Source organism: Pseudomonas sp. NPDC087358, from assembly GCF_044900785.1.
Classification (GTDB): domain Bacteria; phylum Pseudomonadota; class Gammaproteobacteria; order Pseudomonadales; family Pseudomonadaceae; genus Aquipseudomonas.
On sequence record NZ_JBJDOA010000003.1, the window covers coordinates 592,103 to 617,071 of the forward strand.

At 62.1% G+C, this 24,969-nt stretch carries 19 protein-coding genes and 2 riboswitches; of the genes, 9 read left to right on the top strand and 10 right to left on the bottom strand.

Going from position 1 to position 24,969, the window contains the following annotated elements:
• Nucleotides 1–121: 121 nt before the first annotated feature.
• Both ACI2KS_RS09505 and ACI2KS_RS09510 read right to left on the bottom strand, forming a co-directional pair.
• Nucleotides 122–436: an SCP2 sterol-binding domain-containing protein gene (locus ACI2KS_RS09505; protein ID WP_404619387.1), complete on the bottom strand. Its 315-nt coding sequence runs from the start codon at nucleotides 434–436 to the stop codon at nucleotides 122–124.
• Nucleotides 437–491: 55 nt separating this feature from the next.
• Entirely contained in the window at nucleotides 492–1,202 is a 711-nt protein-coding gene (locus ACI2KS_RS09510; RefSeq protein ID WP_404619389.1) for a histidine phosphatase family protein, read from the bottom strand.
• A gap of 204 nt (nucleotides 1,203–1,406) precedes the next feature.
• On the opposite strand from ACI2KS_RS09510, the gene sohB reads away from it, so the two are divergent.
• Nucleotides 1,407–2,429, top strand: a complete 1,023-nt coding sequence (gene sohB / locus ACI2KS_RS09515) for a protease SohB (protein ID WP_404619390.1) — start codon at nucleotides 1,407–1,409, stop codon at nucleotides 2,427–2,429.
• A gap of 147 nt (nucleotides 2,430–2,576) precedes the next feature.
• Here the strand turns inward: sohB and ACI2KS_RS09520 are convergent, their stop codons facing one another.
• Complete coding sequence (locus ACI2KS_RS09520; protein WP_404619392.1) at nucleotides 2,577–3,071, bottom strand: DUF934 domain-containing protein; 495 nt, start codon at nucleotides 3,069–3,071, stop codon at nucleotides 2,577–2,579.
• On the bottom strand, nucleotides 3,055–4,713 hold the full coding sequence (locus tag ACI2KS_RS09525) for a nitrite/sulfite reductase (protein ID WP_404619394.1): 1,659 nt from the start codon (nucleotides 4,711–4,713) through the stop codon (nucleotides 3,055–3,057). Before ACI2KS_RS09525 ends, ACI2KS_RS09520 begins: the two co-directional genes overlap by 17 nt.
• Before the next feature lie 548 nt (nucleotides 4,714–5,261).
• Between ACI2KS_RS09525 and ACI2KS_RS09530 the strand changes: the two genes are divergently transcribed.
• Complete coding sequence (locus ACI2KS_RS09530) at nucleotides 5,262–6,350, top strand: ABC transporter substrate-binding protein (RefSeq protein WP_404619508.1); 1,089 nt, start codon at nucleotides 5,262–5,264, stop codon at nucleotides 6,348–6,350.
• A 12-nt stretch (nucleotides 6,351–6,362) separates the two neighbouring features.
• Here ACI2KS_RS09530 and ACI2KS_RS09535 read toward each other — a convergent pair whose 3' ends face one another.
• A complete protein-coding gene (locus tag ACI2KS_RS09535; protein WP_404619396.1) occupies nucleotides 6,363–6,608 on the bottom strand; it encodes a DUF2970 domain-containing protein in 246 nt (81 codons plus the stop codon).
• A 147-nt stretch (nucleotides 6,609–6,755) separates the two neighbouring features.
• Nucleotides 6,756–10,466, bottom strand: a complete 3,711-nt coding sequence (metH, locus tag ACI2KS_RS09540; protein ID WP_404619398.1) for a methionine synthase — start codon at nucleotides 10,464–10,466, stop codon at nucleotides 6,756–6,758.
• A 172-nt stretch (nucleotides 10,467–10,638) separates the two neighbouring features.
• On the opposite strand from metH, the gene ACI2KS_RS09545 reads away from it, so the two are divergent.
• The 3 genes from ACI2KS_RS09545 to nfuA all read left to right on the top strand — a co-directional run bounded on the left by ACI2KS_RS09545 (nucleotide 10,639) and on the right by nfuA (nucleotide 14,980).
• Nucleotides 10,639–12,939, top strand: coding sequence for a fatty acid cis/trans isomerase (locus ACI2KS_RS09545; protein WP_404619400.1), 2,301 nt, complete (start codon nucleotides 10,639–10,641; stop codon nucleotides 12,937–12,939).
• Nucleotides 12,940–13,269: 330 nt separating this feature from the next.
• Nucleotides 13,270–14,289 (top strand): acyltransferase family protein, encoded by a 1,020-nt coding sequence (locus ACI2KS_RS09550; RefSeq protein WP_404619402.1) that lies wholly within the window; start codon nucleotides 13,270–13,272, stop codon nucleotides 14,287–14,289.
• Nucleotides 14,290–14,386: 97 nt separating this feature from the next.
• Nucleotides 14,387–14,980, top strand: a complete 594-nt coding sequence (gene nfuA, locus ACI2KS_RS09555; protein WP_404619404.1) for a Fe-S biogenesis protein NfuA — start codon at nucleotides 14,387–14,389, stop codon at nucleotides 14,978–14,980.
• 254 nt (nucleotides 14,981–15,234) lie between these two features.
• Here the strand turns inward: nfuA and cobM are convergent, their stop codons facing one another.
• From cobM to ACI2KS_RS09575, 4 genes are all read right to left on the bottom strand, one after another.
• Nucleotides 15,235–15,981, bottom strand: coding sequence for a precorrin-4 C(11)-methyltransferase (cobM, locus tag ACI2KS_RS09560; protein WP_404619406.1), 747 nt, complete (start codon nucleotides 15,979–15,981; stop codon nucleotides 15,235–15,237).
• Between the two features lie 117 nt (nucleotides 15,982–16,098).
• Entirely contained in the window at nucleotides 16,099–16,518 is a 420-nt protein-coding gene (locus tag ACI2KS_RS09565; RefSeq protein WP_404619408.1) for a cobalamin biosynthesis protein, read from the bottom strand.
• On the bottom strand, nucleotides 16,515–17,237 hold the full coding sequence (locus tag ACI2KS_RS09570; protein WP_404619409.1) for a CbtA family protein: 723 nt from the start codon (nucleotides 17,235–17,237) through the stop codon (nucleotides 16,515–16,517). Before ACI2KS_RS09570 ends, ACI2KS_RS09565 begins: the two co-directional genes overlap by 4 nt.
• A gap of 11 nt (nucleotides 17,238–17,248) precedes the next feature.
• The gene (locus ACI2KS_RS09575) at nucleotides 17,249–17,434 is read right to left on the bottom strand and encodes a CbtB-domain containing protein (protein ID WP_404619411.1); all 186 of its coding nucleotides are present in this window, start codon (nucleotides 17,432–17,434) and stop codon (nucleotides 17,249–17,251) included.
• Between the two features lie 97 nt (nucleotides 17,435–17,531).
• A riboswitch (cobalamin riboswitch) is annotated at nucleotides 17,532–17,752 on the bottom strand.
• Between the two features lie 193 nt (nucleotides 17,753–17,945).
• Nucleotides 17,946–18,165: riboswitch (cobalamin riboswitch) on the top strand.
• 136 nt (nucleotides 18,166–18,301) lie between these two features.
• Between ACI2KS_RS09575 and cobW the strand changes: the two genes are divergently transcribed.
• From cobW to ACI2KS_RS09595, 4 genes are all read left to right on the top strand, one after another.
• Nucleotides 18,302–19,372: a cobalamin biosynthesis protein CobW gene (gene cobW / locus ACI2KS_RS09580; RefSeq protein WP_404619413.1), complete on the top strand. Its 1,071-nt coding sequence runs from the start codon at nucleotides 18,302–18,304 to the stop codon at nucleotides 19,370–19,372.
• Between the two features lie 2 nt (nucleotides 19,373–19,374).
• A complete protein-coding gene (gene cobN, locus ACI2KS_RS09585; protein WP_404619415.1) occupies nucleotides 19,375–23,154 on the top strand; it encodes a cobaltochelatase subunit CobN in 3,780 nt (1,259 codons plus the stop codon).
• A gap of 137 nt (nucleotides 23,155–23,291) precedes the next feature.
• Nucleotides 23,292–24,302: an ATP-binding protein gene (locus ACI2KS_RS09590; RefSeq protein ID WP_404619417.1), complete on the top strand. Its 1,011-nt coding sequence runs from the start codon at nucleotides 23,292–23,294 to the stop codon at nucleotides 24,300–24,302.
• A gap of 17 nt (nucleotides 24,303–24,319) precedes the next feature.
• Complete coding sequence (locus ACI2KS_RS09595; RefSeq protein ID WP_404619419.1) at nucleotides 24,320–24,961, top strand: VWA domain-containing protein; 642 nt, start codon at nucleotides 24,320–24,322, stop codon at nucleotides 24,959–24,961.
• The last annotated feature ends 8 nt before the right edge of the window (nucleotides 24,962–24,969 follow it).

Genomic DNA, 24,969 nt, shown 5'->3' on the forward strand with positions numbered 1-24,969 from the left:
CGGTTTTTTGTCTGTGTTCCGGTAGCAGCATGGTCTGCCGGCGGTGGCGTCTTCAGAGTCGCTATCGCCGGCAAGCCGGACTGCTACAGGCGTGGTCATGGTTACAGACCATCGCCCGGGATCAGGACGGGAACAGTTCGCTCAGCTTCATCGCCAGCATCATGTCGCCTTCGGCGCGCAGTTTGCCGCCCATGAACGCCTGCATGCCGTCGGTCTCGCCGCTGACGATGCCTTCCAGGGTTTCGCCGTCCATCACCAGGGTAACCTGTGCGTCCGGGTTCTCGCCTTCCTGCAGTTCGCAGGTGCTGTCCTTGACGATCAGGGAGAAGTTTTTGGTCTCGTCGATACGGAAACCGAACACCAGGTCCAGGCCCGCAGCGGCGCTTGGGTTGAACTTGGCTTTCATCGCTTGTACGGCATCGGCTACGGAGGTCATGGTGTCATCCTTTATATGAGTGATTGCAGGCACCCTGGGGTGCGGTTGGCCGGGCTCAGCGGTAGGTGATGAGCTCCGGCGCCTTCATCAGTTGCAGGTGCGCGTGACTGTTGAAGGAAGCCAGCAACACCTCGCGACCCCGGAATTTCAGGTGGTTGAGCGAAGTGTTGACGATTTGCCAGTTGAGTTCGAATGCCCGGGTTGCGGGCATTTGGGTGATCAGGTGCAGCAGGGCGGTGATGGTGCCGCCGGAGGTGAATACGGCGATGCGGTCGTTTGCGCCGGCACTGTCGAGAATGCCGTTGAGGCCCGCCTGTACCTGTTCGACGAAAGCCAGCCAGCTTTGCAGCGCCGGCGTGTCATGCTGGCCGCCGAGCCAGCGGCCAATGATCAGGGCGAACAGACGCTGGAATTCGGCGCGGTTGTGCGCAGCGTTGCGCATCACCTCCAGCGCTTGGGGCTCATCGGGCAGCATCGCCGGGAGCAAGGCGCGAATCACCGCCTCGGCGTCGAACTCGTTGAAGGCGCGGTCGGTCTCCAGGGCAGGCGTGGGGAGGCCTGCGGCGCCCAACTGGGCCAAGGCCGTCTCGGCGGTATGACGCTGGCGATACAGGCTGCCGGACAGGCAGCGATCGAAGCTCAAGCCAAGATCCGCCAGGTGCGCGCCGAGGACTTCGGCCTGGCGATAACCGGTCGGCGACAGCACGTCGTAATCGTCTGCACCAAAGGAGGCCTGGCCATGTCGTATCAGATAGATGCTGCCCACGTCCGCGTCATCCCGGCACGTTGAAAGTGATGCGAGGTTATGAGTACGGTGCAGGGTCTGTCAATGAAAAAACATACGCTTGTTTGAATTGCGCGATTGTCGCGGTCGCGGGCGGTCTGTCGCTGGCCCGGCACTGCAAGCGTCGGTATGCTGGAATCATTCGCGATCCTGTATCGGATCTGACGTGTAGGTGAGGAGTTTTGTGTGGAGTTCATTTTCGATTACGCCAGCTTTCTGGCAAAAACCGTCACGGTGGTGGTCGCGATCATTGTGGTCCTGATTGCCCTGGCCTCCATGCGCGGCCGCGGTCGGCGCGGTGCGGGCGGTCAGTTGCATGTGACCAAGCTCAACGACTTCTACAAAGGGCTGCGTGACCGCCTCGAGGGCTCGCTGCTGGACAAGGCGCGGTTGAAGGCCTTGCGCAAGTCGCAGGCCAAGGAGCTGAAGAAAGACAAGAAGCAGACCGAGATCAAGCCGCGGGTCTATGTGCTGGATTTCGACGGTGATATCAAGGCGTCGGCGACCGAGAACATGCGTCACGAGATCACTGCGCTGCTGACCCTGGCCACCCACAAGGACGAAGTGGTGCTGCGTCTGGAAAGCGGCGGTGGCATGGTCCACAGCTACGGCCTGGCGTCCTCGCAGCTGGCACGTATCCGTCAGGCCGGGATTCCGCTGACCATCTGCATCGACAAGGTGGCGGCCAGCGGCGGCTACATGATGGCCTGCATCGGCAATCGCATCATCAGTGCACCTTTCGCGGTGCTGGGCTCGATTGGCGTGGTCGCGCAACTGCCCAACGTCAATCGCTTGCTCAAAAAGCACGACATCGACTTCGAGGTGCTGACCGCTGGTGAGTACAAACGCACCCTGACTGTGTTTGGCGAAAACACCGAGAAGGGCCGCGAGAAGTTCCAGCAGGACCTGGACATCACCCACGAGCTGTTCAAGAACTTCGTCGCCAGCTACCGCCCGCAATTGCAGATCGATGAAGTCGCCACCGGTGAGGTCTGGCTGGGCATGGCAGCCAAGGACAAGCAACTGGTCGACGAGCTGAAAACCAGCGATGAATACCTGTCGGAAAAAGCCCGGACCGCCGAGGTGTTCCATCTGCACTATGCCGAGCGCAAGAGCTTGCAGGAACGCGTGGGCCTGGCAGCCAGCGGGTCAGTGGACCGGGTGCTGACGGGGTGGTGGAGCAAGCTGACCCAGCAGCGCTTCTGGTGATGCGCTTGCGCTGTGGTTTATCGTGATGATCATTCCCACGCTCTGCGTGGGAACGATCATGCGACCCCATACTCGTAGCGCTTACAACAAAAAGCCCCGGTTTCTCACGAAGCCGGGGCTTTTCATTACCTGCCGATCAGCGTCGAATCAACGACGACGGAACAGCGGCAGTGGCTCGTCGGTCGCCGCCTGATAGGTCACCGAGAAGTCCTTGAGGCTCTCGAGTGCTTCATACGGGTCTTTGTCCGCCCGAATCGCGAAGGCGTCGAAGCCGCAGCGGCGCAGGTAGAACAACTGGTCACGCAGCACGTCGCCGATGGCCCGCAGCTCGCCCTTGAAGCCGAAACGATCGCGCAACAGACGCGCGTTCGAGTAACTACGGCCATCGGTGAAGGCCGGAAAGTTCAGGGCGATAACCTGGAACTGACCGGCGTCGTCGCCGATTTCCTCGGCTTCTTCGTCGCTGTCCAGCCAGACACCCAGTCCACCATCGCGGGCCTTGAGCGCATGGGCGTGGTCACGCCACAGCGCCAGAGGCACGATCAGGTCGTCGCAGTTGGACAGCCCATCCAGGGTGGTGTCCTTGGGCAGCAGGTGCCAGGTTTCGTCGATGACTGCGTTGTTCTTAATGATTCGCTGCATAGACGCGCTCCTTGAAAGGGTCGATGCCGATACGCTGGTAGGTGTCGATGAAGCGTTCGTCTTCATTGCGTTTTTCGATGTAGACGTTGATCAGCTTCTCGATCACATCCGGCATGGCGTCCTGTGCGAACGACGGGCCAAGGATCTTGCCCAGGCTTGCATCCCGGCTGGCGCTGCCGCCCAGGGAAACCTGATAGAACTCTTCACCTTTCTTGTCCACGCCCAGAATGCCGATATGGCCGACGTGGTGGTGGCCGCAGGCGTTCATGCAGCCGGAAATGTTCAGGTCCAGCTCGCCGATGTCGAACAGGTAATCGAGGTCGTCGAAACGGCGCTGGATGGATTCGGCAATCGGGATCGACTTGGCGTTGGCCAGCGAGCAGAAATCGCCGCCAGGGCAGCAGATGATGTCGGTCAGCAAGCCGATGTTCGGCGTCGCGAAGCCCTGGTCACGCAGTTCGCCCCAGAGGGTAAACAACTGGCTTTGCTCGATGTCCGCCAGAATCACGTTCTGCTCGTGTGAGGTGCGCAGCTGGCCGAAGCTGTAACGGTCGGCAAGGTCGGCGATACCGTCCAGTTGCTTGTCGGTGGCATCGCCCGGCGCAACGCCGGTTGGTTTGAGCGACAGGGTCACGGCAGCATAGCCAGGCTTTTTATGCGCCAGTACGTTGCGCGAACGCCAGCGGGCGAAACCCGGGTGTTCCTTGTCCAGCTGGGCCAGCTCGGCGCTGTAATCTGCCAGCGCCTTGTACTCCGGGTCGACGAAGTGCTTGGCGACGCGGTGGACTTCGGCCTCGGTCAGCGTGGTCTGGCCGCCACGCAGGTGAGCCATCTCGGCCTCGACCTTCTCGGCGAAGACCTCAGGGGTGAGCGCCTTGACCAGGATCTTGATCCGCGCCTTGTATTTGTTGTCGCGACGACCGTAGCGGTTGTAGACCCGCAGGATGGCGTCCAGGTAGCTGAGCAGATCCTGCCACGGCAGGAACTCGTTGATGAATGCGCCGACCACCGGGGTCCGGCCCAGGCCGCCGCCCACCAACACGCGAAAGCCCAGCTCGCCGGCAGCGTTCTTGACCGGCTCAAGGCCGATGTCGTGCACCTCAATGGCGGCACGATCGGACGTCGAGCCGTTGATCGCGATCTTGAACTTGCGCGGCAGGTAGGCGAATTCCGGGTGGAAGGTCGTCCACTGACGCACGATCTCGCACCATGGGCGCGGGTCAACCAGTTCGTCGGCAGCGACGCCGGCAAACTGGTCCGTGGTGACGTTGCGCAGGCAGTTGCCGCTGGTCTGGATCGCGTGCATCTGCACGGTGGCCAGTTCAGCCAGGATGTCGGGAATGTCTTCCAGCGCCGGCCAGTTGAACTGCACGTTCTGCCGGGTACTGATGTGCGCGTAGCCCTTGTCGTAGTCGCGGGCGATTTTGGCCAGCATGCGGGTCTGGCGCGAGGTCAGCTGGCCGTAAGGCACAGCCACGCGCAGCATCGGCGCGAAGCGCTGGATGTAGAGGCCGTTTTGCAGGCGAAGCGGGCGGAACTCTTCTTCGCTGAGCTCGCCGGCCAGATAGCGGCGGGTCTGGTCGCGGAACTGCTTGACGCGGTCCTCGACGATCCGCTGATCGTACTCGTCGTATACGTACATGGTGGTCCTGTTCTCAGGCGGTTCACTGCTGCTGGGCCGAGCTGAAAGGCGATGCGTTGTCGCCTGCTTCCAGTTTGCCGAACAAATCTGCGCGCACGGTCGCGCACTCCTGACGGAGCCGGGGGAGGTTACCAGTTTGCGGATATGCGCAAAAGTGATGTTTGAGTATATGCAAATAACCGAAAGTGCTAAGCAATCCATCGCCTGCTCATTACCACACTTGTGATAAGGACATGCATCGACTTTACTCAGGCTCAGGCCGGGGTCAACCGTCTGCGGTCTGTTTCATCTGCAATCACCAATAAGACTGACAAGAGGCGATGCAATGAGTAACAACCACCCTAAAGTTGCCAAGTCCGACAGCCATGTGGATGCCTGGGCGATTTTCTTCATCATCATTCTCGTCGTGGGGACTGCCGTCTTCTGGGTCAGTCACCAGTAACGCAATGCGCCGAACCGGGTAAACGTTAGCCGCTGGCTGCCGATAAGGTATGAGCAGGCCTGATGCAGGTCGGCTGGATTTTTTTTCGGTATGAGGCTCGGTGACCATGGTCCGGTTTTTCAGTGGCTGCCTCATGCTCGCCATCGGTGCGTTGTGGCTCAGTGGCGCGTGCGCGGCTTCTGTGGTGTTTCTCAATCCCGGTTCGGCGTCAGACCCGTATTGGTCGAGCTATTCGCGGTTCATGCAGGCCGCGGCGGATCGGCTCGGGCTCAGCCTGCAGATCTACTACACCGACCGCGACACACGCACGCTCGGGGGGTTGGCGCGCAAGGCGCTGCAAGGGGGTGATCGGCCCGATTACCTGGTGTTCTCCAACGAGCTCAACGTGGCTCCGGAAATTCTGCGCCTGTCGGTTGGCAGCGGAGTGAAGTTGCTGGCGGTGAACAACACCTTCACCGCCGACCAGCTGAGCATTCTTGGCGACTTGCGCAGCCGTTACCCGGACTTTCTCGGTAGCGTAGTCGCCAACGATGAGGAGGGCGGCTATCTGATCGCCAAGCGTCTGATCGAGTCGCAGCTGCCGCTGGCAGCCGGTCAGCCACTGGAAATGCTGGCGTTCTCCGGCACCAACAGCACCCCTGTCTCCCTGCAGCGTGAGAAGGGCCTTTATCGGGCCCTGGCGCAATACCCGAGCGTGCGCCTGCGGCAGATTGTGCTTGGTGGCTGGCGCCGCGACCGGGCTTATGAGCAAGCCCAGGTGCTGCTCAAGCGTTATCCCGCCGTCAGCCTGATCTGGGCGGCCAGCGATCAGATGGCCTTCGGGGTGATGGACGCGGTGCGCGAGACCGGCAAGCAGCCCGGCAAGGATGTGCTGATCGGCACCATCAACGATTCCACGGCGGCCTTGCAGGCGTTGCACGAAGGACGCTTGAGTGTGGTGGTCGGTGGTCACTTCACGCTGGGAGGCTGGGCGCTGGTTTTGCTGCATGACTATGACCTGGCCGCGGCGGACATGCGCCAACCGATCGGCACCTGGCGGGTGCGGGCGATGCAGATCAGGGAACGCGGCGACAGTGTGCGCTACATGCAGGCCAACGAGCGTGACGACTACGACATCGATGTCCGGCAGTTCACCGCAGGCCACAGTCCGCCGGGCGTGGACTACCCGTTTGTGCGGCTCGGTGGGGCGAAATGATCGGCAGCAGACTCAAGGCACGGCGAAATGCAGCACCAGTTGCACGATACCCATCAGCCCCAGGGCAAACATCGCGGTAAAAATGATCCCCATCAGCACGAAGTGCACCGGCTTGCCGTGGCTGAAGTCCCGCGAGCGGTTCTTGCTGCTTTGCACGCCAAAGGCTGCTGCCATGACGCTGTGCAGCATCTGCCAGAAGGTCGGCGGTTTGGGGGTGTCGTCGGGGCGTTGCGGTGAGCTGTGGGATGGCTTGTCCATCTTCCCTCCTGTGCGCTATGCGTCGCGCTAAAGAAAGGATAGCCGTAATCCTCTGTAGCCGTCCGGCTTGCCGGCGGTAGGGGTTGAAACCGCTACCGCCGGCAAGCCGGACCGCTACAGGTCATGCTGTGTCATCAGCCTGGCAAATTACTCGTCATACCCCAGATTGGGCGCCAGCCAGCGCTCGGTGACGCGCATTTCCTGGCCCTTGCGGGCGTTGTAGCTTTCGACCTGATCCTTGTCGACCTTGCCCACCGCGAAGTACTGCGCCTGTGGATGGGCGAAGTACCAGCCGCTGACCGCTGCCGCCGGGAACATCGCGTAGTGCTCGGTGAGAAATACCCCGCTGATGCCTGGCTTGCCGTCGCCCTGGGTCGGATCGAGCAGGTCGAACAGCACGCCTTTCTCGGTGTGATCCGGGCAGGCCGGGTAGCCGGGGGCAGGGCGGATGCCGGCGTATTTCTCCTTGATCAGGTCGTCGTTGTCCAGTTGCTCGTCAGTGGCGTAGCCCCAGTAGTTTTTGCGCACTTGCTGGTGCAGCCACTCGGCGCAGGCTTCGGCCAGACGGTCGGCCAGCGCCTTGACCATGATCGCGTTGTAGTCGTCGCCCTTGTCCTGATAGGCCTTGGAGACTTCCTCGGCACCGATGCCGGCGGTGGTGATGAAGCCACCCACATAGTCGGTCACGCCGCTGCCAGCGGGGGCCACGAAGTCGGCCAGCGAGAAGTTCGGCTTGCCGTCGGTCTTGATGATCTGCTGGCGCAGGTGATGCAACTTCGCCAACGGCTGACCCTGGTCGTCGAGCAACTGAATGTCGTCATGATCGACCTGATTGGCCGGCCAGAAGCCGAACACCGCGCGGCTGCGGATCAGTTTCTCGTCGATCAGTTTGCGCAGCAGTTCCTGGGCGTCCTGGAACAGCGAGGTCGCCGCCTCGCCGACCACTTCATCGGTGAGGATGCGCGGGTATTTGCCGGCCAGGTCCCAGGAAATGAAGAACGGCGTCCAGTCGATGTAATCGACCAGCACGTTGAGGTCGATGTCTTCCAGCACCCGGGCGCCGGTAAAGGTCGGTTTGACCGGCTGATAGCTGGCCCAGTCGAACTGCGGCTTCTTGGCGACTGCCGCGCTGTAGCTCAAACGCTCGGTGCGGGCGCTGCGGGCCGAGGTGCGCTCGCGAACTTCGACGTATTCGGCGCGGGTCTTCTCGATGAAACCGGCCTTGAGTTCCTTGGACAGCAGCTGCGTGGCCACGCCCACGGCGCGTGAAGCGTCAGTGACGTAGATCACCGCATCGTTGCTGTACTTGGGCTCGATCTTCACCGCAGTGTGAGCCTTGGAGGTGGTCGCGCCACCGATCATCAACGGCAGGCTGAAATTCTGACGCTGCATTTCGCGGGCAACGTGGACCATTTCATCCAGCGACGGAGTGATCAGGCCGGACAGGCCGATGATGTCGCACTTCTGCTCTCTGGCGACCTGCAGGATCTTCTCGGCCGGCACCATCACCCCCAGATCGACAATGTCATAGCCATTACAGCCCAGCACCACGCCGACGATGTTCTTGCCGATGTCGTGCACGTCGCCCTTGACCGTGGCCATGAGGATCTTGCCCTTGGCTTCTGGCTTGTCGCCTTTTTCTTCCTCGATGAACGGAATCAGGTGCGCCACCGCCTGTTTCATCACCCGGGCCGACTTGACCACCTGCGGCAGGAACATCTTGCCCGAGCCGAACAGGTCGCCGACCACGTTCATGCCAGCCATCAGCGGGCCTTCGATGACCTCGATCGGACGGGCGAACGATTGGCGCGACAGCTCGGTGTCCTCGACGATATGCGTGGTGATGCCCTTGACCAGCGCGTGCTTGAGGCGCTCGTTGACTTCCCAGCCACGCCACTCTTCGGTTTCCGCTTCCTTGACGCTGCCATCGCCCTTGTACTTGTCGGCGATGGCGAGGAGGGCGTCGGTGCCTTCGGGGGTGCGGTTGAGCACCACGTCTTCCACGGCGTCACGCAGTTCGGCCGGGATCTGGTCGTAGATCTCCAGCTGACCGGCGTTGACGATGCCCATGGTCAGGCCGTTGCGGATCGCATACAGCAGGAACACCGAGTGAATTGCCTCGCGCACCGGGTTGTTGCCACGGAAGGAGAACGACACGTTGGATACGCCGCCCGAGGTCAGGGCATAGGGCAGTTCGTCGCGGATGTAGGCGCAGGCATTGATGAAGTCGACCGCGTAGTTGTTGTGCTCCTCGATGCCGGTGGCGACGGCGAAGATGTTCGGGTCGAAAATGATGTCTTCCGGCGGGAAGCCGACTTCGTTGACCAGAATGTCGTAGGAGCGTTTGCAGATTTCTTTCTTGCGCGCCTCGGTGTCGGCCTGACCGGCTTCGTCGAAGGCCATGACCACCACGGCGGCGCCATAACGCTTGCACAACCTGGCGTGATGAATGAACTGCTCCACGCCTTCCTTCATGCTGATCGAGTTGACGATGCCCTTGCCCTGGATGCACTTGAGGCCGGCTTCGATCACTTCCCATTTGGAGGAGTCGATCATGATCGGCACCCGGGAAATGTCCGGCTCGCCGGCGATCAGGTTGAGGAAGGTGACCATGGCCTTCTTCGAGTCCAGCATGCCCTCGTCCATGTTGATGTCGATCACCTGGGCGCCGGCTTCGACCTGTTGCAGGGCGACTTCCAAGGCTTCGGTGTAGTTGTCTTCACGGATCAGGCGGGCGAAACGGGCGGAGCCGGTGATGTTGGTGCGCTCGCCGACGTTGACGAACAGCGAGCTGCGATCAATGGTGAACGGCTCAAGACCCGACAGGCGGCAGGCCTTGGGGATGTCCGGGATCACCCGTGGCGCGTAGCCGGCGACGATGTTGGCGATGGCCTTGATGTGCGCCGGCGTGGTGCCGCAGCAGCCGCCGACAATGTTCAGAAAGCCGCTCTGGGCGAATTCTTCGATGACCGCAGCGGTCTGGTTCGGCGCCTCGTCGTATTCGCCGAATTCGTTGGGCAGGCCGGCGTTGGGGTGGGCGGAAACGTGGGTCTGCGCCTTGTTCGACAGCTCTTCCAGATACGGCCGCAGCTCGCTGGCGCCCAAGGCGCAGTTGAGGCCGACCGAAATCGGGTTGGCGTGACGCACCGAGTTCCAGAACGCTTCGGTGGTCTGCCCGGACAGGGTACGGCCCGAGGCGTCGGTGATGGTGCCGGAGATCATGATCGGCAATTGGAAACCCAACTCCTCGTACACGCCCTGCACGGCAAAGATCGCCGCCTTGGCGTTGAGGGTGTCGAAGATGGTTTCGATGAGGATCATGTCCGCACCGCCTTCGATCAGGCCCTTGGTGGCCTCGGTGTAGTTCTCCACCAGTTCGTCAAAGGTGACGTTGCGATAGCCGGGGTTGTTGACGTCAGGCGACAGCGAGCAGGTGCGGCTGGTAGGGCCCAGGACGCCCGCGACAAAGCGCGGCTTGTCCGGGGTCTCCAGGGTCTTGGCGTCGGCGACCTTGCGGGCAAGGCGCGCGCCCTCGACGTTGAGTTCGTACACCAGCGCTTCCATGCCGTAGTCGGCCTGGGACACCTGTGTGGCGTTGAAGGTGTTGGTTTCGAGGATGTCGGCGCCGGCGTCCAGGTATTCCTTTTCGATGGCCCCGATCACATCCGGGCGCGTGAGGATCAGCAGGTCGTTGTTGCCCTTGACGTCGCTCGGCCATTCGGCAAAACGCTTGCCGCGGTAGTCTTCTTCTTCCAGGCGATAGCTCTGGATCATGGTACCCATGCCGCCATCGAGAATCAGGATCCGCTCTTTGAGAGCCTGCTGGAGTGCTTGAAGACGCGCGCTGCGATCTGACATGAAGATTACCCGGATGAAGAAATGCGAAATAAGGTGTTGCCCAAAGGTGCGAAATGATAGCAAACCTGTACCGTTTTAAACCGTTACGAGATTTACATGAATTCTGTTCATGTTGATGGCAGCTTGCCACGGGTAGAATTGGCGGGTTTCTTGTTTTCAGGACGTCCGTTCCATGTTGCATCGCTTGTTCGCCAATGCCTTGGCTGTAGTGTTTTGCGGTGCAGCGTTCGCGCAGTCGCCCGCTCCGCCGCCCGCGATCTCCTACAGCCGGGATATTCAGCCGATCTTCACCGAGAAGTGCGTAGCCTGCCACGCCTGCAATGATGCCGCCTGTCAGCTGAACCTGGGCAGCGGCGAAGGTGTACTGCGCGGCGCGTCCAAGGTGCCGGTGTATCAGGGCGATCGCAGCACGGCGGTGGCTCCGACGCGGATTTTCTACGATGCCGATGGTCCCGACGCCTGGCGCAAAAAGGGCTTTTATTCAGTGCTCGACGGCCAGAGCAACCAGGCGGCACTGATGGCGAGGATGCTCGAGTTCGGCCATGCCACGCCACTGGTGCCCAATGCCCGGCTGCCGGACGACATCATGTTGGGGCTCGGTCGGCAGAACATGTGCCCGCTGCCGCAGGAGTTCGAGGGCTATACCAAGGCGCACCCCGGCCAGGGCATGCCACTGGCGGTCACCGGGCTCACCGATGTGCAGTACAACACTCTGCAAAGCTGGCTGGCGTCCGGGGCCCCGGTGGAGCGCACGCCGTTGCAGGCAAGTCCCGAGGAGGCTTCGCAGATAATCGATTGGGAAACCCTGCTCAATCGTCCGGGCTCGACCGAGGCGCTGGTCGGTCGCTGGCTGTTCGAGCATCTGTTTCTGGCGCACATCTACTTCACCGATGGCGAGCCGGGGCATTTCTTTCAATGGGTGCGTTCGCGCACGCCAAGCGGGCAGCCGGTGGACCTGATCGCCACACGTCGTCCCGACGACGATCCGGGCACTCTCTTCTATTACCGCCTGCTGCCGGTGCAGGGCGTGATCGTGCACAAGACGCACATCACCTACCCGATGGGCCCGCAGAAGCTGGCACGGGTCAAGCAGCTGTTCTATAGCGGCAGCTGGCACGCCAGTGCATTGCCGGGCTACGGTCCGCAGCACCGCGCCAACCCGTTCGAGACCTTCAAGGAAATCCCGGCGGTGGCCCGTTACCAGTTCATGCTCGATAACGCCGAATACTTCGTGCGCACTTTCATCCGCGGCCCGGTCTGCCGCGGCGAGATCGCCACCGACGTGATCCGCGATCACTTCTGGACGCTGTTCCAGGAGCCGGCTCACGACCGTTACATCACCGATGCCGCCTATCGCGCCAAGGCCACGCCGCTGTTGGCGATGCCGGGGCAGAACGATGATGTGGGCAGCGTGCTGAGTGTGTGGCACGACTACCGCGACAGGCGCAACGAGTACGGAGACCTGCGCAGCGACGCCTATGCGCACATGCCGCCGCCAGGCTGGGCCACCCTGTGGGCCGGAAACGACAACGCCTTGCTGACGATCTTTCGGCATTTCGACAGTGCTTCGGTGAACAAGGGGCTGATCGGCGAATTGCCCAACAGCGTGTGGCTGTTCGACTACCCGCTGCTGGAGCGCACCTATTACCAGTTGGCGGTGAATTTCGACGTTTATGGCAACGTCTCGCATCAGGTGCAGACGCGTCTGTATTTCGACCTGATTCGCAACGGCGCCGAGGTCAACTTCCTGCGTCTGATGCCGGCCAACAAGCGTGACGAGATCCTCGGCAGCTGGTACCAGAACAGTGGCAAGGTGAAGATGTGGCTGGATTACCAGGCCATCGACGACGACACCCCGACCGGCATGAAGCTCGATGAGAAGGACCCCAAGAGTGATTTCGAGCGCAAGTTGATCGAGCGGGCCGCAACCCTGAATGTGACACCGGATCCTATCAACCGCTGCAGCGGCGCGTTTTGCTCACGCCAGGGGCTCGATCCGGTGTTCAGCGATGTGGAGCAGACCCTCAGTCGCCTGGTCTCCCGTCCCGCAGCAGGTTTGAAAGTCATCAATCAGTTGCCGGAAGCGACGATGCTGCGCATTCAGGACGGCAATGGCAAACGCATCGTCTACAGCCTGCTGCGCAATCGCGTGCACAGCAACGTGGCGTTCCTGCTGGGCGAGGTGTATCGCTATCAGCCGGGGCTGGACAGTCTGACGATCTACCCGGGCGTGCTCAGCAGCTACCCCAATTTCATGTTCAATATTCCCGCCAGCGACGTGCACGCCTTTGTCGATGCGATGGAGCAGGCCAGGGATGACAAGGCCGCGTTCGAGCGGATCGTCCAGCGCTGGGGCGTGCGTCGCAGCCATCCGCTGTTCTGGAGCTATTTCCATGAGCTGGACCAGTACATTCGTGAGACCGAGCCGCAGGAAGCGGGGGTGCTGGACATGAATCGGTATGAGAATCTCTGAGTTCTGCGCCACTTTCCTGTAGCCGTCCGGCTTGCCGGTGGTAGCGCGCAAAGTCGCTGCCGCCAGCAAGCCGGACCGCGACAGGGGTATTGGACCGGGGAAAAAAATGAGTCCCTGACACAACTGAATCGCCAACACGCTCACGCCTACAGGTACTGGGCGAAACCGCAAAACCCTTGTAGAACATGGCCTGCAGCCATTATGCAGCCCGTCGATCCAGCCGAACCTTTTGCGCAAAACCCAAGTCGGAGCCTGTGAGTCGTCCCGAGAAATGCGGCCTTTTCGAGGTCCCGAATCGTGGGTCAAATCCGTGTAAGCAAGAGGTTGCAGATGTTGATTTCGGTTCAAGCCCTGCGGGCACTCGCCGCGTGGGCCGTAGTGTGTCACCACTTCATGCAGATTTTTTTCGATTTTCATCCAAGCGGCCCGGTCGGGCGGTTTTTCACTGAAAAAGGCGCCGTTGGCGTCGACATCTTCTTCGTCATCAGTGGTCTGGTGATTTACCTGTCCACGGTGGACAAGGATATGCCCGCCAGCCGTTTCATGCTCAACCGCATCATTCGAATCGTCCCTGCGTACTGGCTCTATACCCTGGTCATGGGCCTGCTGGTGGTGGTCGCCCATCCGCTGCTGCCGCATCAGGTGGTCGACTGGCAGAGCTTCATCCTGTCGTTGATGTTCATCCCCTCGGAAAACCCCGGCGGTTATGGCCTGTACCCGACATTGAACGTCGGCTGGACGCTGAACTACGAAATGTTGTTCTACGTGCTGTTCTCGATGGTTTTCCTGTTCCAGCAACGTCTGCGACCGTTGATCATCGGCGCCGCCCTGTTCGCCGTGACCGACGTACTGGGGCGCTCGGGGTTGATCAGCCGATTCTATGCCAATGACATCGTTTATGAGTTCCTGCTCGGCATCGGCATCGGGGTCATCTACCGTCGCGGCTGGATTACCGAACGTCTGTGGCTGCCGTTGCTGGCCATCGGCGCGGCATTGCTGGCCATCAAGCAACTGCAGCCTGACCTGCGATTTATCCATTGGGGCATCCCCAGCGCGGTGATCGTAGTGGCGTGCATTTCGCTGGAGCCCTACATGCGTGGCAGTCGCCTACTGAAAACCATGGGCGATTGTTCGTATTCGGTGTACTTGCTGCATGTTCTGGTGCTGTACTGCGGCTGGCTGGTCACCGAGCGCTATGGGGTCAATCCGTATGCCGCGTTCGCCGTGTGTGTCCCGGTGATCGCGTTGGGCGCCTGGCTCAGTTACGAATGGATCGAGAAGGGCCTGTACCGACGGATGAAAGGCTGGCTGGACAGCAGAAGGGCGGTCCGGGAAGCGGCGCTGCCCTGATCCCTTGATGGGCGCGGCTTTACCTGAGCGAATTACTAGGACTTTGTCAGTTGCCGTGGATTGGCGTAAACTGCGCCCACGTCTGCGAGGAATTTTCATGACCGCTATTACTATTACCGATGCCGCCCACGATTACCTGGCCGATCTGCTGCAAAAGCAGAACACCCCCGGCATCGGCATCCGCGTGTTTATTACCCAGCCTGGCACCCAATACGCTGAAACCTGCATTGCCTACTGCAAGCCGGGCGAAGAGAAACCGGAAGACAAGGCCATTGGCCTGAAAAGCTTCACCGCCTGGATCGACTCCTTCAGCGAGGCGTTTCTGGACGATGCAGTGGTCGACTATGCCACTGACCGCATGGGCGGCCAGCTGACCATCAAGGCGCCAAACGCCAAAGTACCGATGGTCAATGCCGACAGCCCGATCAACGAGCGCATCAACTACTACCTGCAGACCGAGATCAACCCGGGTCTGGCCAGCCATGGCGGTCAGGTCACCCTGATCGACGTGGTCGAGGAAGATCAAGCCAACATCGCCGTGTTGCAGTTCGGTGGCGGCTGTCAGGGCTGCGGCCAGGCTGACGTGACGCTCAAGGAAGGCATCGAGCGCACCTTGCTCGAGCGCATCCCCGAGCTGTCGGGCGTGCGTGACGTCACCGACCACACTCAGAAAGAAAACGCTTACTACTAAGCGACTTTGCCTGACTCGAAAAGCCCCGACTGGTTCGGGGCTTTTTGTTTTGTGTGGGTTTTAAGTCCGGTGCCCACACCTGTTTTTTATTTTTGCTTCTAAATCCGCGGTAGTCCAGACACCACAAATCGCGACTTGGGTGCAGGCCAAACCAGGAGCAAGCAATCTTGGTGACTTTTGTCGCTTTTCAAAAGTCACTCGCCGAAGGCGAAACGCTTCTGCCGCCAGGCAGCGCTAAAACCAGCGCGATTCACTCAAGGCCTGAACACATGCGCATGCCCGGCGCGGTACAGCGATGACTCGCTGAACACATCATTGCCCAGCACCCGGCCGACGATGATCAGCGCAGTGCGGCGAAAGCCTTTGGCTTGCACCTTAAACTCGATGTCAGCGAGCGTGCCGACCACCCAGTCCTGGTCCGGCCAGCTGGCGCGGTGAACCACGGCGATTGGGCAGTCGCTGCCGTAGTGTGGGCTCAGCTCGGCGACGATTTTCCCCAGATGATTGACCCCCAGATGAATCGCCATGGTCGCCTTGTGCCGCGCCAGGTCGCCCAGCGCTTCGCCCTCGGGCATGGCGGTCTTGTCGGCGTAGCGGGTAAGGATGACGCTCTGCGAGATGTCCGGCAGGGTCAGTTCGGTGCCGAGCAGTGCGGCGCAGGCGGCTGCGGCGGTCACCCCGGGGATGATCTCGAACGGGATTTGCAACTGGCGCAGGCAGCGAATCTGCTCGCCGATGGCGCCGTACAGGCTGGGGTCGCCCGAGTGCACGCGGGCGACGTCCTGGCCGTTTGCATGAGCAGATTTCATCAAGTCGATGATCTGCTCCAGATGCAGTTCAGCGCTGTTGGTCACCTGCACGGCGTGATGACCCTGCAGCACGGCCTCGGGCACCAGCGATCCGGCATAGATGATCACCGGGCATGTGCGAATCAGACGCTGGCCCTTGATCGTGATCAGGTCAGGGTCGCCAGGGCCTGCACCGATGAAAAAAACGGTCATGGGGTCTCCAGACGCTATTGAGGTTCAAGCATTGTGTCAGGGTTGAATACGCACCTGAAGCAGTCCGGCTTGCCGGCGCAGGCGTGCGCAAGATCGCCACCGCCGGCAGGCCGACTGCTACAGGGGCTCGTGGCCGGCCAAGGCAAAGGTCACCTGCGAGCTGTTGGTGCGCGGGATCAGCAGCTTGGCAGCACGGTTCGACAAGCGCGAAGCCATCGCCAGCGCCGCGCTTTCCGCGACGCCATAACAGCCGGTGTGTTCGAACGCTATCGCTGAGCGATGGGTCAACTGCGGTTCAAAGCCGGCCAGCTGCTCAGCGCTGAAAAACGTCAGCGGCAACGTCAGTTGCTGCGCCAGTTCCAGCAGCCCAGGCTCCGACGATTTGTTGTCGATGGAGGCCAGGGCGGTGATGTCGGACAGCGACAGTCGATGTTCCAGCAGGCTGACCTCGATCAAGCCCATGAGCACCGACGCCGGGCAGTCGCGTTGGCAGCCCAGGCCGATCACCAGTATCGGCCGGTCGCCGGCCGCAGTCATACGGCGTGGTTCAGACCGGAGTGAGCCGAGGACGCCTCGCTGCGGCGGAACAGCCAGGCGCTGATCAGGCCCATGGCGACCCAGAACACGGCGTTGGTCAGCAGAGAGGCGATCTTGAATTGCGCTTGCAGGGCTTCAGGTGCCAGCGAGGCATGCACTTCAGGCTGCGGCGCACCGACCAGATGAGGCACCACCAGAATCGCCACACCCAGGACTTTGAGCAGCCAGTTGTGGGCAAACACGATCAGGGCAAGCCCCGCGGCGGTGGAGGCTGCGGTGCCGACCCACCAGATCTGCCGTTGAGTCAGGTCCGCGGCAGCGGTTCCCGGCAACTCGGGGGGCAGGCCCAGAGTGGGTGCCAGCACGAACACGGCAAGACCGGCCAGGCCCCACAACGCGCCCTCACGAACGGTGCGCGGGGTGCGCAGGGTGTAGAGCGCCGCCAGCATCAGGGCAAAGCCCACGGCGACCACCAGATTGCCGCCGGTGGTGGACAGCACGCGCTGCCAGCCGTCTTCGGGCTCCCAGGCTTGTTGGTCATGGACATGACCGGCCATGGCCCCTGCATGCTCATGCTCATGTGCCTGGGCGGCGGGGGCTTTCTCGTAGGTTTCGGCCTGCAGGATCAACGGTGCGACCCAGAAACTTTGCAGCAAAGTCAGCAGCAGGGCGGCGAGCAGTCCGGTGAAACCGGCCGTTTGAGCGATACGCTTGAACATGGCGGCAGGTCTCAGTGGCACGGAAAGGCAGAGCTGTGACGGGTGTCGTGCGCGGCATTGTGCACGGCGTCGATGTGCGAGAAACCGGCGAAATACACCAGGCACGCGCCGAGGATCATCGCGCTGATGGCAGCGCTGAGGCGTTGGCTCTGGGTGCTGATGTTGCTGGACGTCTGGCTGGTTGTGCTGATCGACATGGCGCTTCCCTCTGAAATGTCAGCGGACGGGAAGGCGCAGGGAAAACCACTGACCCACGTCAGTAGTCAACTCAACAGCGCCCGCCCACCGCGGGTTTGTTATGTGTCGTTGTCGGGCCGGTCTCCGGGCTTGCGAGGGACACATGCAGCACATGCCTTCAAGAATCGCCTTCCCATATCGCTTTCCGACACAGTGGATCTGACTCTTCACTCGCTTACCGTTGCGGGGGCAGCGCCGGACTTGCACAAGCCTTGAGGCCTGAACGCACCGGTTTCCCGTTTCACCCTGTGAAGGGCACCCGTAACAAGGTGTGTAGGAAAGCATGCAGCAGCACCTCAGTCAACCAACGGGGGCTGGTTGCGCATCCCCTGTAGGAGTGAGCTTGCTGGCGATTGCCATCGACCGTTCCACATCAGGTCGCCTGGCCAGGTTGATCGCGAGCAAGCTCATTCCTAAACGAGGCCTCAGTCCCGAAGATTTTTGCTCGTTGACCTTCCCCGGACCACTGCGTAGCCTTGCGCACTTGAGGTTCGCTGCTCCGGTTCTCACCGGCGCGGCGCTAAGAAGGGAATGTGGTCCATGCCACAGCTGCCCCCGCAACTGTAAACGGTCATGTTCATTGCATAGCCACTGCGCAAGCGGGAAGGCGCGATGAATGCCGGTCGCCTGATGACCTTTCAGCGACTGGCCGCCGTAAGCCAGGAGACCTGCCTCGACCCGGGCCTGCTGTTCGAACAGCGCCCTCAGCAATTCTCATTATTACCGGGCGGGGTGATCCGGTGGCGAAGCGAACCGCATGCCTGTCATTGATCGGCGGCCGCGCGGTTCTCGTCCAGTCTGCCCGCCGCAAAGCTCAAGGGCATCCGATGAAAACACTGGCCAAACTTCCCGTCACCATCGTCACCGGCTTTCTGGGTTCGGGTAAAACTACCCTGTTGCGGCATATGCTCGATAACGCCCAGGGGCGTCGTATCGCGGTGATCGTCAACGAATTCGGCGAGCTGGGCATCGACGGTGAAATCCTCAAGCAATGCACCATCGGCTGCACCGAAGAAGAGGCCAATGGCCGCGTCTACGAGCTGGCCAACGGCTGCCTGTGTTGCACCGTGCAGGAAGAATTCTTCCCGGTGATGCAGGAACTGGTCGCGCGGCGCGGCGATCTGGATCACATCCTCATCGAAACCTCTGGCCTGGCCCTGCCCAAGCCGCTGGTCCAGGCTTTCCAATGGCCGGAAATCCGCAACGCCTGCACAGTCGACGCGGTGATCACCGTGGTCGACAGCCCGGCGGTGCTCGCCGGTACCTTCGCCGCATTCCCGGATCAGGTCGATGCGCAGCGTAAACTCGACCCGAACCTGGATCACGAATCGCCGCTGCACGAACTGTTCGCTGATCAACTGGCCAGCGCCGACCTGGTGATTCTGAACAAGGCCGATATGCTCGACGTCGATGCACTGGCCGCCGTGCGCGCCGAAGTCGCCGAAGAACTGCCGCCGGCGGTGAAAGTCATTGAAGCGAGCAAAGGCCAGCTGCCGATCAGCGTTCTGCTGGGCGTGGGTGCCGAGTCCGAGCTGCACATCGATGGGCGCAAGACTCACCATGATCACCACGAAGGCGATGACCACGACGACCACGATCATGACGCCTTCGATTCCATCTCCATCTCGCTGCCGCAAGCCGACGAAGCGCTGTTGCTCGACGCCCTGACCCAGGCAGTGGTGCAGCACGGCATTTTGCGCGTCAAAGGTTTTGCGGCGATTCCCGGCAAGCCGATGCGCCTGCTGGTGCAAGGCGTCGGTACACGCTTCGACAAGCATTTCGACCGCGCCTGGAAGGCTGACGAACAGCGCCTGACCCAGTTGGTGCTGATCGGTCAGGACCTGGACGCAGCCGTCCTCGAAGCCCAGCTGCGCGCCGCCGTTGAGGTCAAGGGTTAACCATGCACCTGCTGCGCACCCAGCCCGGAGGCTTCGTCCCCGATGACAGCATCGCTGACCTTGGGCAAACGCCTGCCGAGCTGGTGATCCTGTGCAGCGGCGATTCCCACCTGGCGTTGCTGGCTGAGACCGCGCAGCAATTGCCAGACGATTACCCGAGTCTGCGTCTGGCCAACCCCATGCAGGTGCAGAACCACGCTTCGGTGGATCTGTATGTCGACCAGGTGCTGCGCCACGCCAAGGTCATCCTGATTTCGCTGCACGGCGGTATCGGCTACTGGCGCTATGGCGTCGAGCGGCTGGTGGCGCTGGCGGCGGCCTCTAAAAAAAACGGCGGCGTGAAGCTGATTCTGGTGCCGGGCGACGACCGTCCCGATCCGGAACTCAGCGATCTGAGCACCGAGCCTGCCCAGGATCGCGAGCGGCTGTGGCATTACCTGCGCCAGGGTGGCAAGCACAACGCCTTGCAGCTGTTTCACTGCCTGGCCAGTCGCTGGCTGGATCGCGACTACGCCTGGGGCGAGCCGCAGACGCTGCCACGCACCGCTGTATACCATCCGGGCAAGGCCAGCGCCGGCTTGAACGACTGGCAGGCTGATTGGCAAGAAGGCAATCCGGTGGCTGCGGTGCTGTTCTATCGCTCGCACTTGCAGGCGGCCAATACCGGTTTCATCGACGTGTTCTGTCAGCGATTGCTGGCGCAAGGCTTGAACCCTTTGCCGATTGCCGTCGCCAGCCTCAAGGAACCTGCTTGCCTGGCCGCGGTGCAGGACTGGCTGGATGAAACCGAGTGCGAGGTGATCCTCAACACCACAGGCTTCGCCCAGTCGAGCCCGGAGGCGCCGCATCTGCGGCCGTTCCGGCGCAATATTCCGGTGATTCAGGCGATCTGCGCCCAGGACAACGAACCGGCCTGGCAGGCCAGCGAGCAGGGCCTTGGCTCGCGGGATCTGGCGATGCATATTGCGCTACCGGAGCTCGATGGTCGCATCATCAGCCGTGCGGTCAGTTTCAAGGACCTGGCCTGGTACAGCGAGCGCAGTCAGTCCGATGTGGTCTGCTATCGCGCCCACCCCGAGCGCATGGATTTCGTCGCTGAACTGGCCCGGCGCTGGGTCCTGCTGGCGCGCACCGCCAACGCCGACAAACGCGTGGCGCTGATTCTCGCCAACTACCCGACCCGCGATGGGCGGATCGGCAATGGGGTCGGGCTGGACACACCGGCGGCAGCGCTCAATATCCTCAAGGCGATGCAGGGCGAGGGATATCCGGTTCAGGCGCTGCCCGGCACCGGCACCGAGCTGATCCACGCCTTGCTCGGTGGCGTGACCAATGACCCCGACAGTCTCGATCAACGGCCGTGCCACCAGAGCATGGTCATGGACGAATACCTGGCCGCGTTCCAGGCCCTGCCCGAAGCCAATCGCAGCGCGGTGATCGAGCGCTGGGGCGAGCCGCAGCATGATCCGATGTGCCGCAACGGCCGGATGATGGTCGCAGGCTTGCGCCTGGGCATGACCTTTGTCGGCATTCAGCCGGCCCGGGGCTACAACGTCGATCACAGCGCGGTGTACCACGACCCGGATCTGGTGCCGCCGCATGGCTACCTGGCGTTCTATTTCTGGTTGCGCAACCGTTATGGCGCCCATGCTGTGATTCACGTTGGCAAGCACGGCAATCTGGAGTGGCTGCCGGGCAAGGGCGTGGGCCTGTCGCAACAGTGCTGGCCGGATGCGATTCTGGGCCCTATGCCCAACATCTATCCTTTTATCGTCAATGATCCGGGCGAGGGCGCTCAGGCCAAACGGCGCACCCAGGCAGTCATCATCGACCATCTGATGCCGCCGCTGACACGTGCCGAGACCTACGGCCCGCTGCGTAATCTGGAGCTGCTGGCCGATGAGTTCTACGAAGCGCAGCTGCTCGACCCCCGCCGCGCCCGCGAGCTGCAAAACGATATTCTCGATCTGGTCCGCGAGACCCACATCGATCGTGAGCTGGCGCTGGACGAGCATCTGGACAGCGACGCCGATGCGGCGATCTGGTTGCCGCGCCTGGACACGTACCTGTGTGACCTGAAGGAGTCGCAGATTCGCGACGGCTTGCATGTGTTCGGTGAGTCGCCAGGCGGGCGGCTGCGCATCGATACCCTGCTGGCGCTGGTGCGCGTGCCCAGGGGCGATGGTCGCGGGCCGCAGGCCAGTTTGCTGCGGGTCTTGAGCAACGCCCTGGCGCTGGATTTCGATCCCTTGGACTGTGTGCTGGGCGAGCCATGGGGCGGGCCACGCCCTGAGGCGTTGCATGAGGTCAGTGCCGAGCCGTGGCGCACCATCGGCGACACGCGTGAACGTCTGGAGCTGTATGCCGCCCGGTTGGTCGAACAGTGTGTTTCTCATTCAGGCAAGCCAAATTGCTTTAACGACAAGGGGTTGGAAGATGTTGTTAACTCAATTTATGAAGTGGTCGCTCCCCGTCTGGACGCTTGTGGCCCTGCCGAAATGCGCGGCCTGCTGGATGCGCTCGGTGGCCGCTTCGTGCCGGCAGGTCCCAGCGGTGCGCCGAGCCGCGGACGCCTGGACGTATTGCCGACCGGGCGCAATTTCTTTTCGGTGGACGTGCGAAATCTGCCGACCATGACCGCTTGGAGAATTGGCTTTCAATCGGCAAATCTGTTGCTGGAGAGGCACTTACAAGACAATGGTGACTATCTACGTCAACTTGGCTTGTCGGTCTGGGGCACCGCAACCATGCGCACCGGTGGCGATGATATCGCCCAGGCCATGGCCCTGATGGGCGTACGCCCGGTGTGGGCGACGGGCAGTCAGCGGGTCGACGATTTCGAGATCCTGCCGCTGAGCCTGCTGGATCGCCCTCGGGTCGACGTGACCCTGCGGGTCTCCGGCTTTTTTCGTGACGCGTTCGCCAACCTGATTCGCCTGTTCGACGCGGCGGTGCAGGCGGTGGCCGCGCTTGACGAACCCGATGACATGAACCCGCTGGCCGCGCGCGTGCGTCAGGAGCGCGAGCAGTTGCAGCGTGGCGGACTGAGCGCCGAGCAAGCGACGAAGCAGGCCGGCTGGCGTATTTTCGGGGCCAAGCCTGGTGCCTACGGTGCCGGTGTGCAGAACGCCATCGACGGTCGTGTGTGGCAGACCCGCGAAGACCTAGCCCAGGTTTACCTCAATTGGGGCGGGTATGCCTACGGCGCGGCGGATGAAGGCACGCCTGCCCGCCAGGACTTTGCCCGGCGCCTGAGTCAGGTGCAGGCGGTGGTGCAGAATCAGGACAACCGCGAGCACGACCTGCTCGACTCCAACGACTATTACCAGTTCCAGGGCGGGATGCTGGCGGCGGTGGAGAGCCTCAGTGGCGGCAAGGTTGCCAGTTACCATGGCGATCACAGCCAGCCCGACCTGCCAAAAATCCGCAGCCTCAAGGAAGAGCTGAACCGGGTGGTGCGCTCGCGGGCGGCCAACCCGAAATGGATCGAAGGGGTCAAGCGCCACGGTTATAAAGGTGCATTCGAAATGGCCGCGACGGTGGACTTCCTGTTCGCCTTCGATGCCACCACCGAGTTGATCGACGATCACCAGTACGCGTTGCTGGCTGACGCGTATCTGCTCGACCCCTCGACCCGGGAGTTCATCCAGCAGCACAACCCCGATGCCTTGCGCGACATGACCGAGCGCATGCTCGAGGCCCAGCAACGCGGGCTGTGGCAGGAGCCCGGTGGCTACCGCGAGGCGCTGGAAAACCTGTTGCTGGATATAGAAGAATCCTGAGGCTCGCGTCGTCCGTGGTAGAAGCCCGGCTTGCCGGCGGTAGGGACCCGATGATGCCCACCGCCGGCGAGCCGGACGGCTACAGGTGATCGCACGCTACTGGATCTGTGACTGAGCCGAGATTGACGAGAATAGATATGACCGACACTCCACATTTCCCCCTGGCCGCTGTGGTCGGCGCCGACGAGCTAAAGCTGGCCCTGTGTCTGACCGCTATCGACCCGAGAATCGGCGGTGTGCTGATCGAAGGGCCGCGTGGCATGGCCAAGTCCACCCTGGCACGGGGCCTGGCCGATCTGCTGGCCAGTGGGCAGTTCGTCACCCTGCCGCTGGGCGCCACCGAAGAGCGCCTGATCGGCACGCTGGACCTGGACGCGGCGCTGGGCGAGGGGCGTGCAAGCTTCTCGCCCGGCGTGCTGGCCAAGGCCGATGGCGGTGTGCTGTATGTCGACGAGGTCAATCTGCTGCCTGACCACCTGGTGGACTTGCTACTGGACGTTGCAGCCAGCGGGGTCAATCTGGTGGAGCGCGACGGTATTTCCCATCGCCACCCGGCGCGTTTCGTGTTGATCGGCACCATGAACCCGGAAGAAGGCGAACTGCGTCCGCAGCTGCTCGATCGCTTTGGCCTCAACGTCGCGCTGAGCGGGCAGACCTTGCCCCGGCAGCGCGGACAGATCATTCGCCGCCGACTGGATTTTGATGCCGATCCCCAAGCGTTCTGCCAGTTGTGGGCGCCTGAGCAATTGACCTTGAAGGCCCGCTGCGAGACGGCGCGCGGCTTGCTCGCGGGCATCGAACTGGATGACCAGAGTCTGGCAATCATCACCGAGCGCTGCTTTGCCGCCGGCGTGGATGGCTTGCGTGCCGATCTGGTCTGGTTGCGTGCGGCGCGGGCCCATGCCGCCTGGCGCGGCGCGTCGGCCATCTGCGAGGACGATATCGACGCCGTGGCCGACTTCGCCCTGCGTCACCGGCGCCGCGAAGCCCAGCCGCCGCAGCCGCCGGCACCTGCCACAGCCGATCATCCGACACAACCGCAGCCCCAGGCCTCTGGGCAAGGCGAGGGCAGTTGGGGCGAAATGCCCGCGCAGCCGGTGCCCACCGGCGCTCGTCGTGACGTGCCGAGCTGGCCAAAAAAGCCCTAGGCATTCGCCCTCGCCATATGACGGGGGCGAATGCCAACCCCCGCCCGGGCACACTCAATGGCGGCAAAAGCGGTGCAGCGCGCTCCGGGATCGAGGGTGCCGTCGCCTGGTTGCCGACATTACTGCGCGGCCGCCCTCAGCGCCGTGCAGATCTGGTTCACCAGCCCAGAACCCATCGCGCGCAAACGCTGTGGCTGGTGATCGTCGACGCGTCGGCCTCGACCCGTCGCCATCAGGCGTTGAGTCAGGCCAAGGGTCTGCTCGCCCAGTTGTTCGACGATGCGTATCGGCAGCGCGCGCGACTGGCCTTGCTTACCGCCAGCGGCGCCAGTGCACACTGGCAACATCACGGCCTGAAAGCCGGAGCGGCGCTGCAGCCGTGGCTCCAGGCCCTGGGCGCTGGTGGCGGAACGCCGTTGTTCGATGCGATCAGCCAGGCTGGCGAATGGCTGGTCAAACGGCGCAAGCGCTACCCGGCAGAAGTGCAGCGGGTGGTGATCGTGACGGATGGCCGGGTCAAGGATATGCCCGTCTGCGAACCGTTCCACTGCCCAAGCCTGCTGATCGACATCGAGCAGGGGCCGATCAGGCTGGGCAGGGCGAACCAGATCGCCCGCCGGCTGGAGGCTGAATACCGCCATATCGATGAGATGAGATGAGATGTCGC

Coding starts and splice junctions, on each gene's coding strand:
- ACI2KS_RS09505 (WP_404619387.1), bottom strand. CDS start 436: ATGACCTCCGTAGCCGATGCCGTACAAGCGATGAAAGCCAAGTTCAAC.
- ACI2KS_RS09520 (WP_404619392.1), bottom strand. CDS start 3,071: ATGCAGCGAATCATTAAGAACAACGCAGTCATCGACGAAACCTGGCAC.
- ACI2KS_RS09525 (WP_404619394.1), bottom strand. CDS start 4,713: ATGTACGTATACGACGAGTACGATCAGCGGATCGTCGAGGACCGCGTC.
- ACI2KS_RS09530 (WP_404619508.1), top strand. CDS start 5,262: ATGGTCCGGTTTTTCAGTGGCTGCCTCATGCTCGCCATCGGTGCGTTG.
- ACI2KS_RS09535 (WP_404619396.1), bottom strand. CDS start 6,608: ATGGACAAGCCATCCCACAGCTCACCGCAACGCCCCGACGACACCCCC.
- metH (WP_404619398.1), bottom strand. CDS start 10,466: ATGTCAGATCGCAGCGCGCGTCTTCAAGCACTCCAGCAGGCTCTCAAA.
- ACI2KS_RS09545 (WP_404619400.1), top strand. CDS start 10,639: ATGTTGCATCGCTTGTTCGCCAATGCCTTGGCTGTAGTGTTTTGCGGT.
- ACI2KS_RS09550 (WP_404619402.1), top strand. CDS start 13,270: ATGTTGATTTCGGTTCAAGCCCTGCGGGCACTCGCCGCGTGGGCCGTA.
- nfuA (WP_404619404.1), top strand. CDS start 14,387: ATGACCGCTATTACTATTACCGATGCCGCCCACGATTACCTGGCCGAT.
- cobM (WP_404619406.1), bottom strand. CDS start 15,981: ATGACCGTTTTTTTCATCGGTGCAGGCCCTGGCGACCCTGACCTGATC.
- ACI2KS_RS09565 (WP_404619408.1), bottom strand. CDS start 16,518: ATGACTGCGGCCGGCGACCGGCCGATACTGGTGATCGGCCTGGGCTGC.
- ACI2KS_RS09570 (WP_404619409.1), bottom strand. CDS start 17,237: ATGTTCAAGCGTATCGCTCAAACGGCCGGTTTCACCGGACTGCTCGCC.
- ACI2KS_RS09575 (WP_404619411.1), bottom strand. CDS start 17,434: ATGTCGATCAGCACAACCAGCCAGACGTCCAGCAACATCAGCACCCAG.
- cobW (WP_404619413.1), top strand. CDS start 18,302: ATGAAAACACTGGCCAAACTTCCCGTCACCATCGTCACCGGCTTTCTG.
- cobN (WP_404619415.1), top strand. CDS start 19,375: ATGCACCTGCTGCGCACCCAGCCCGGAGGCTTCGTCCCCGATGACAGC.
- ACI2KS_RS09590 (WP_404619417.1), top strand. CDS start 23,292: ATGACCGACACTCCACATTTCCCCCTGGCCGCTGTGGTCGGCGCCGAC.
- ACI2KS_RS09595 (WP_404619419.1), top strand. CDS start 24,320: ATGACGGGGGCGAATGCCAACCCCCGCCCGGGCACACTCAATGGCGGC.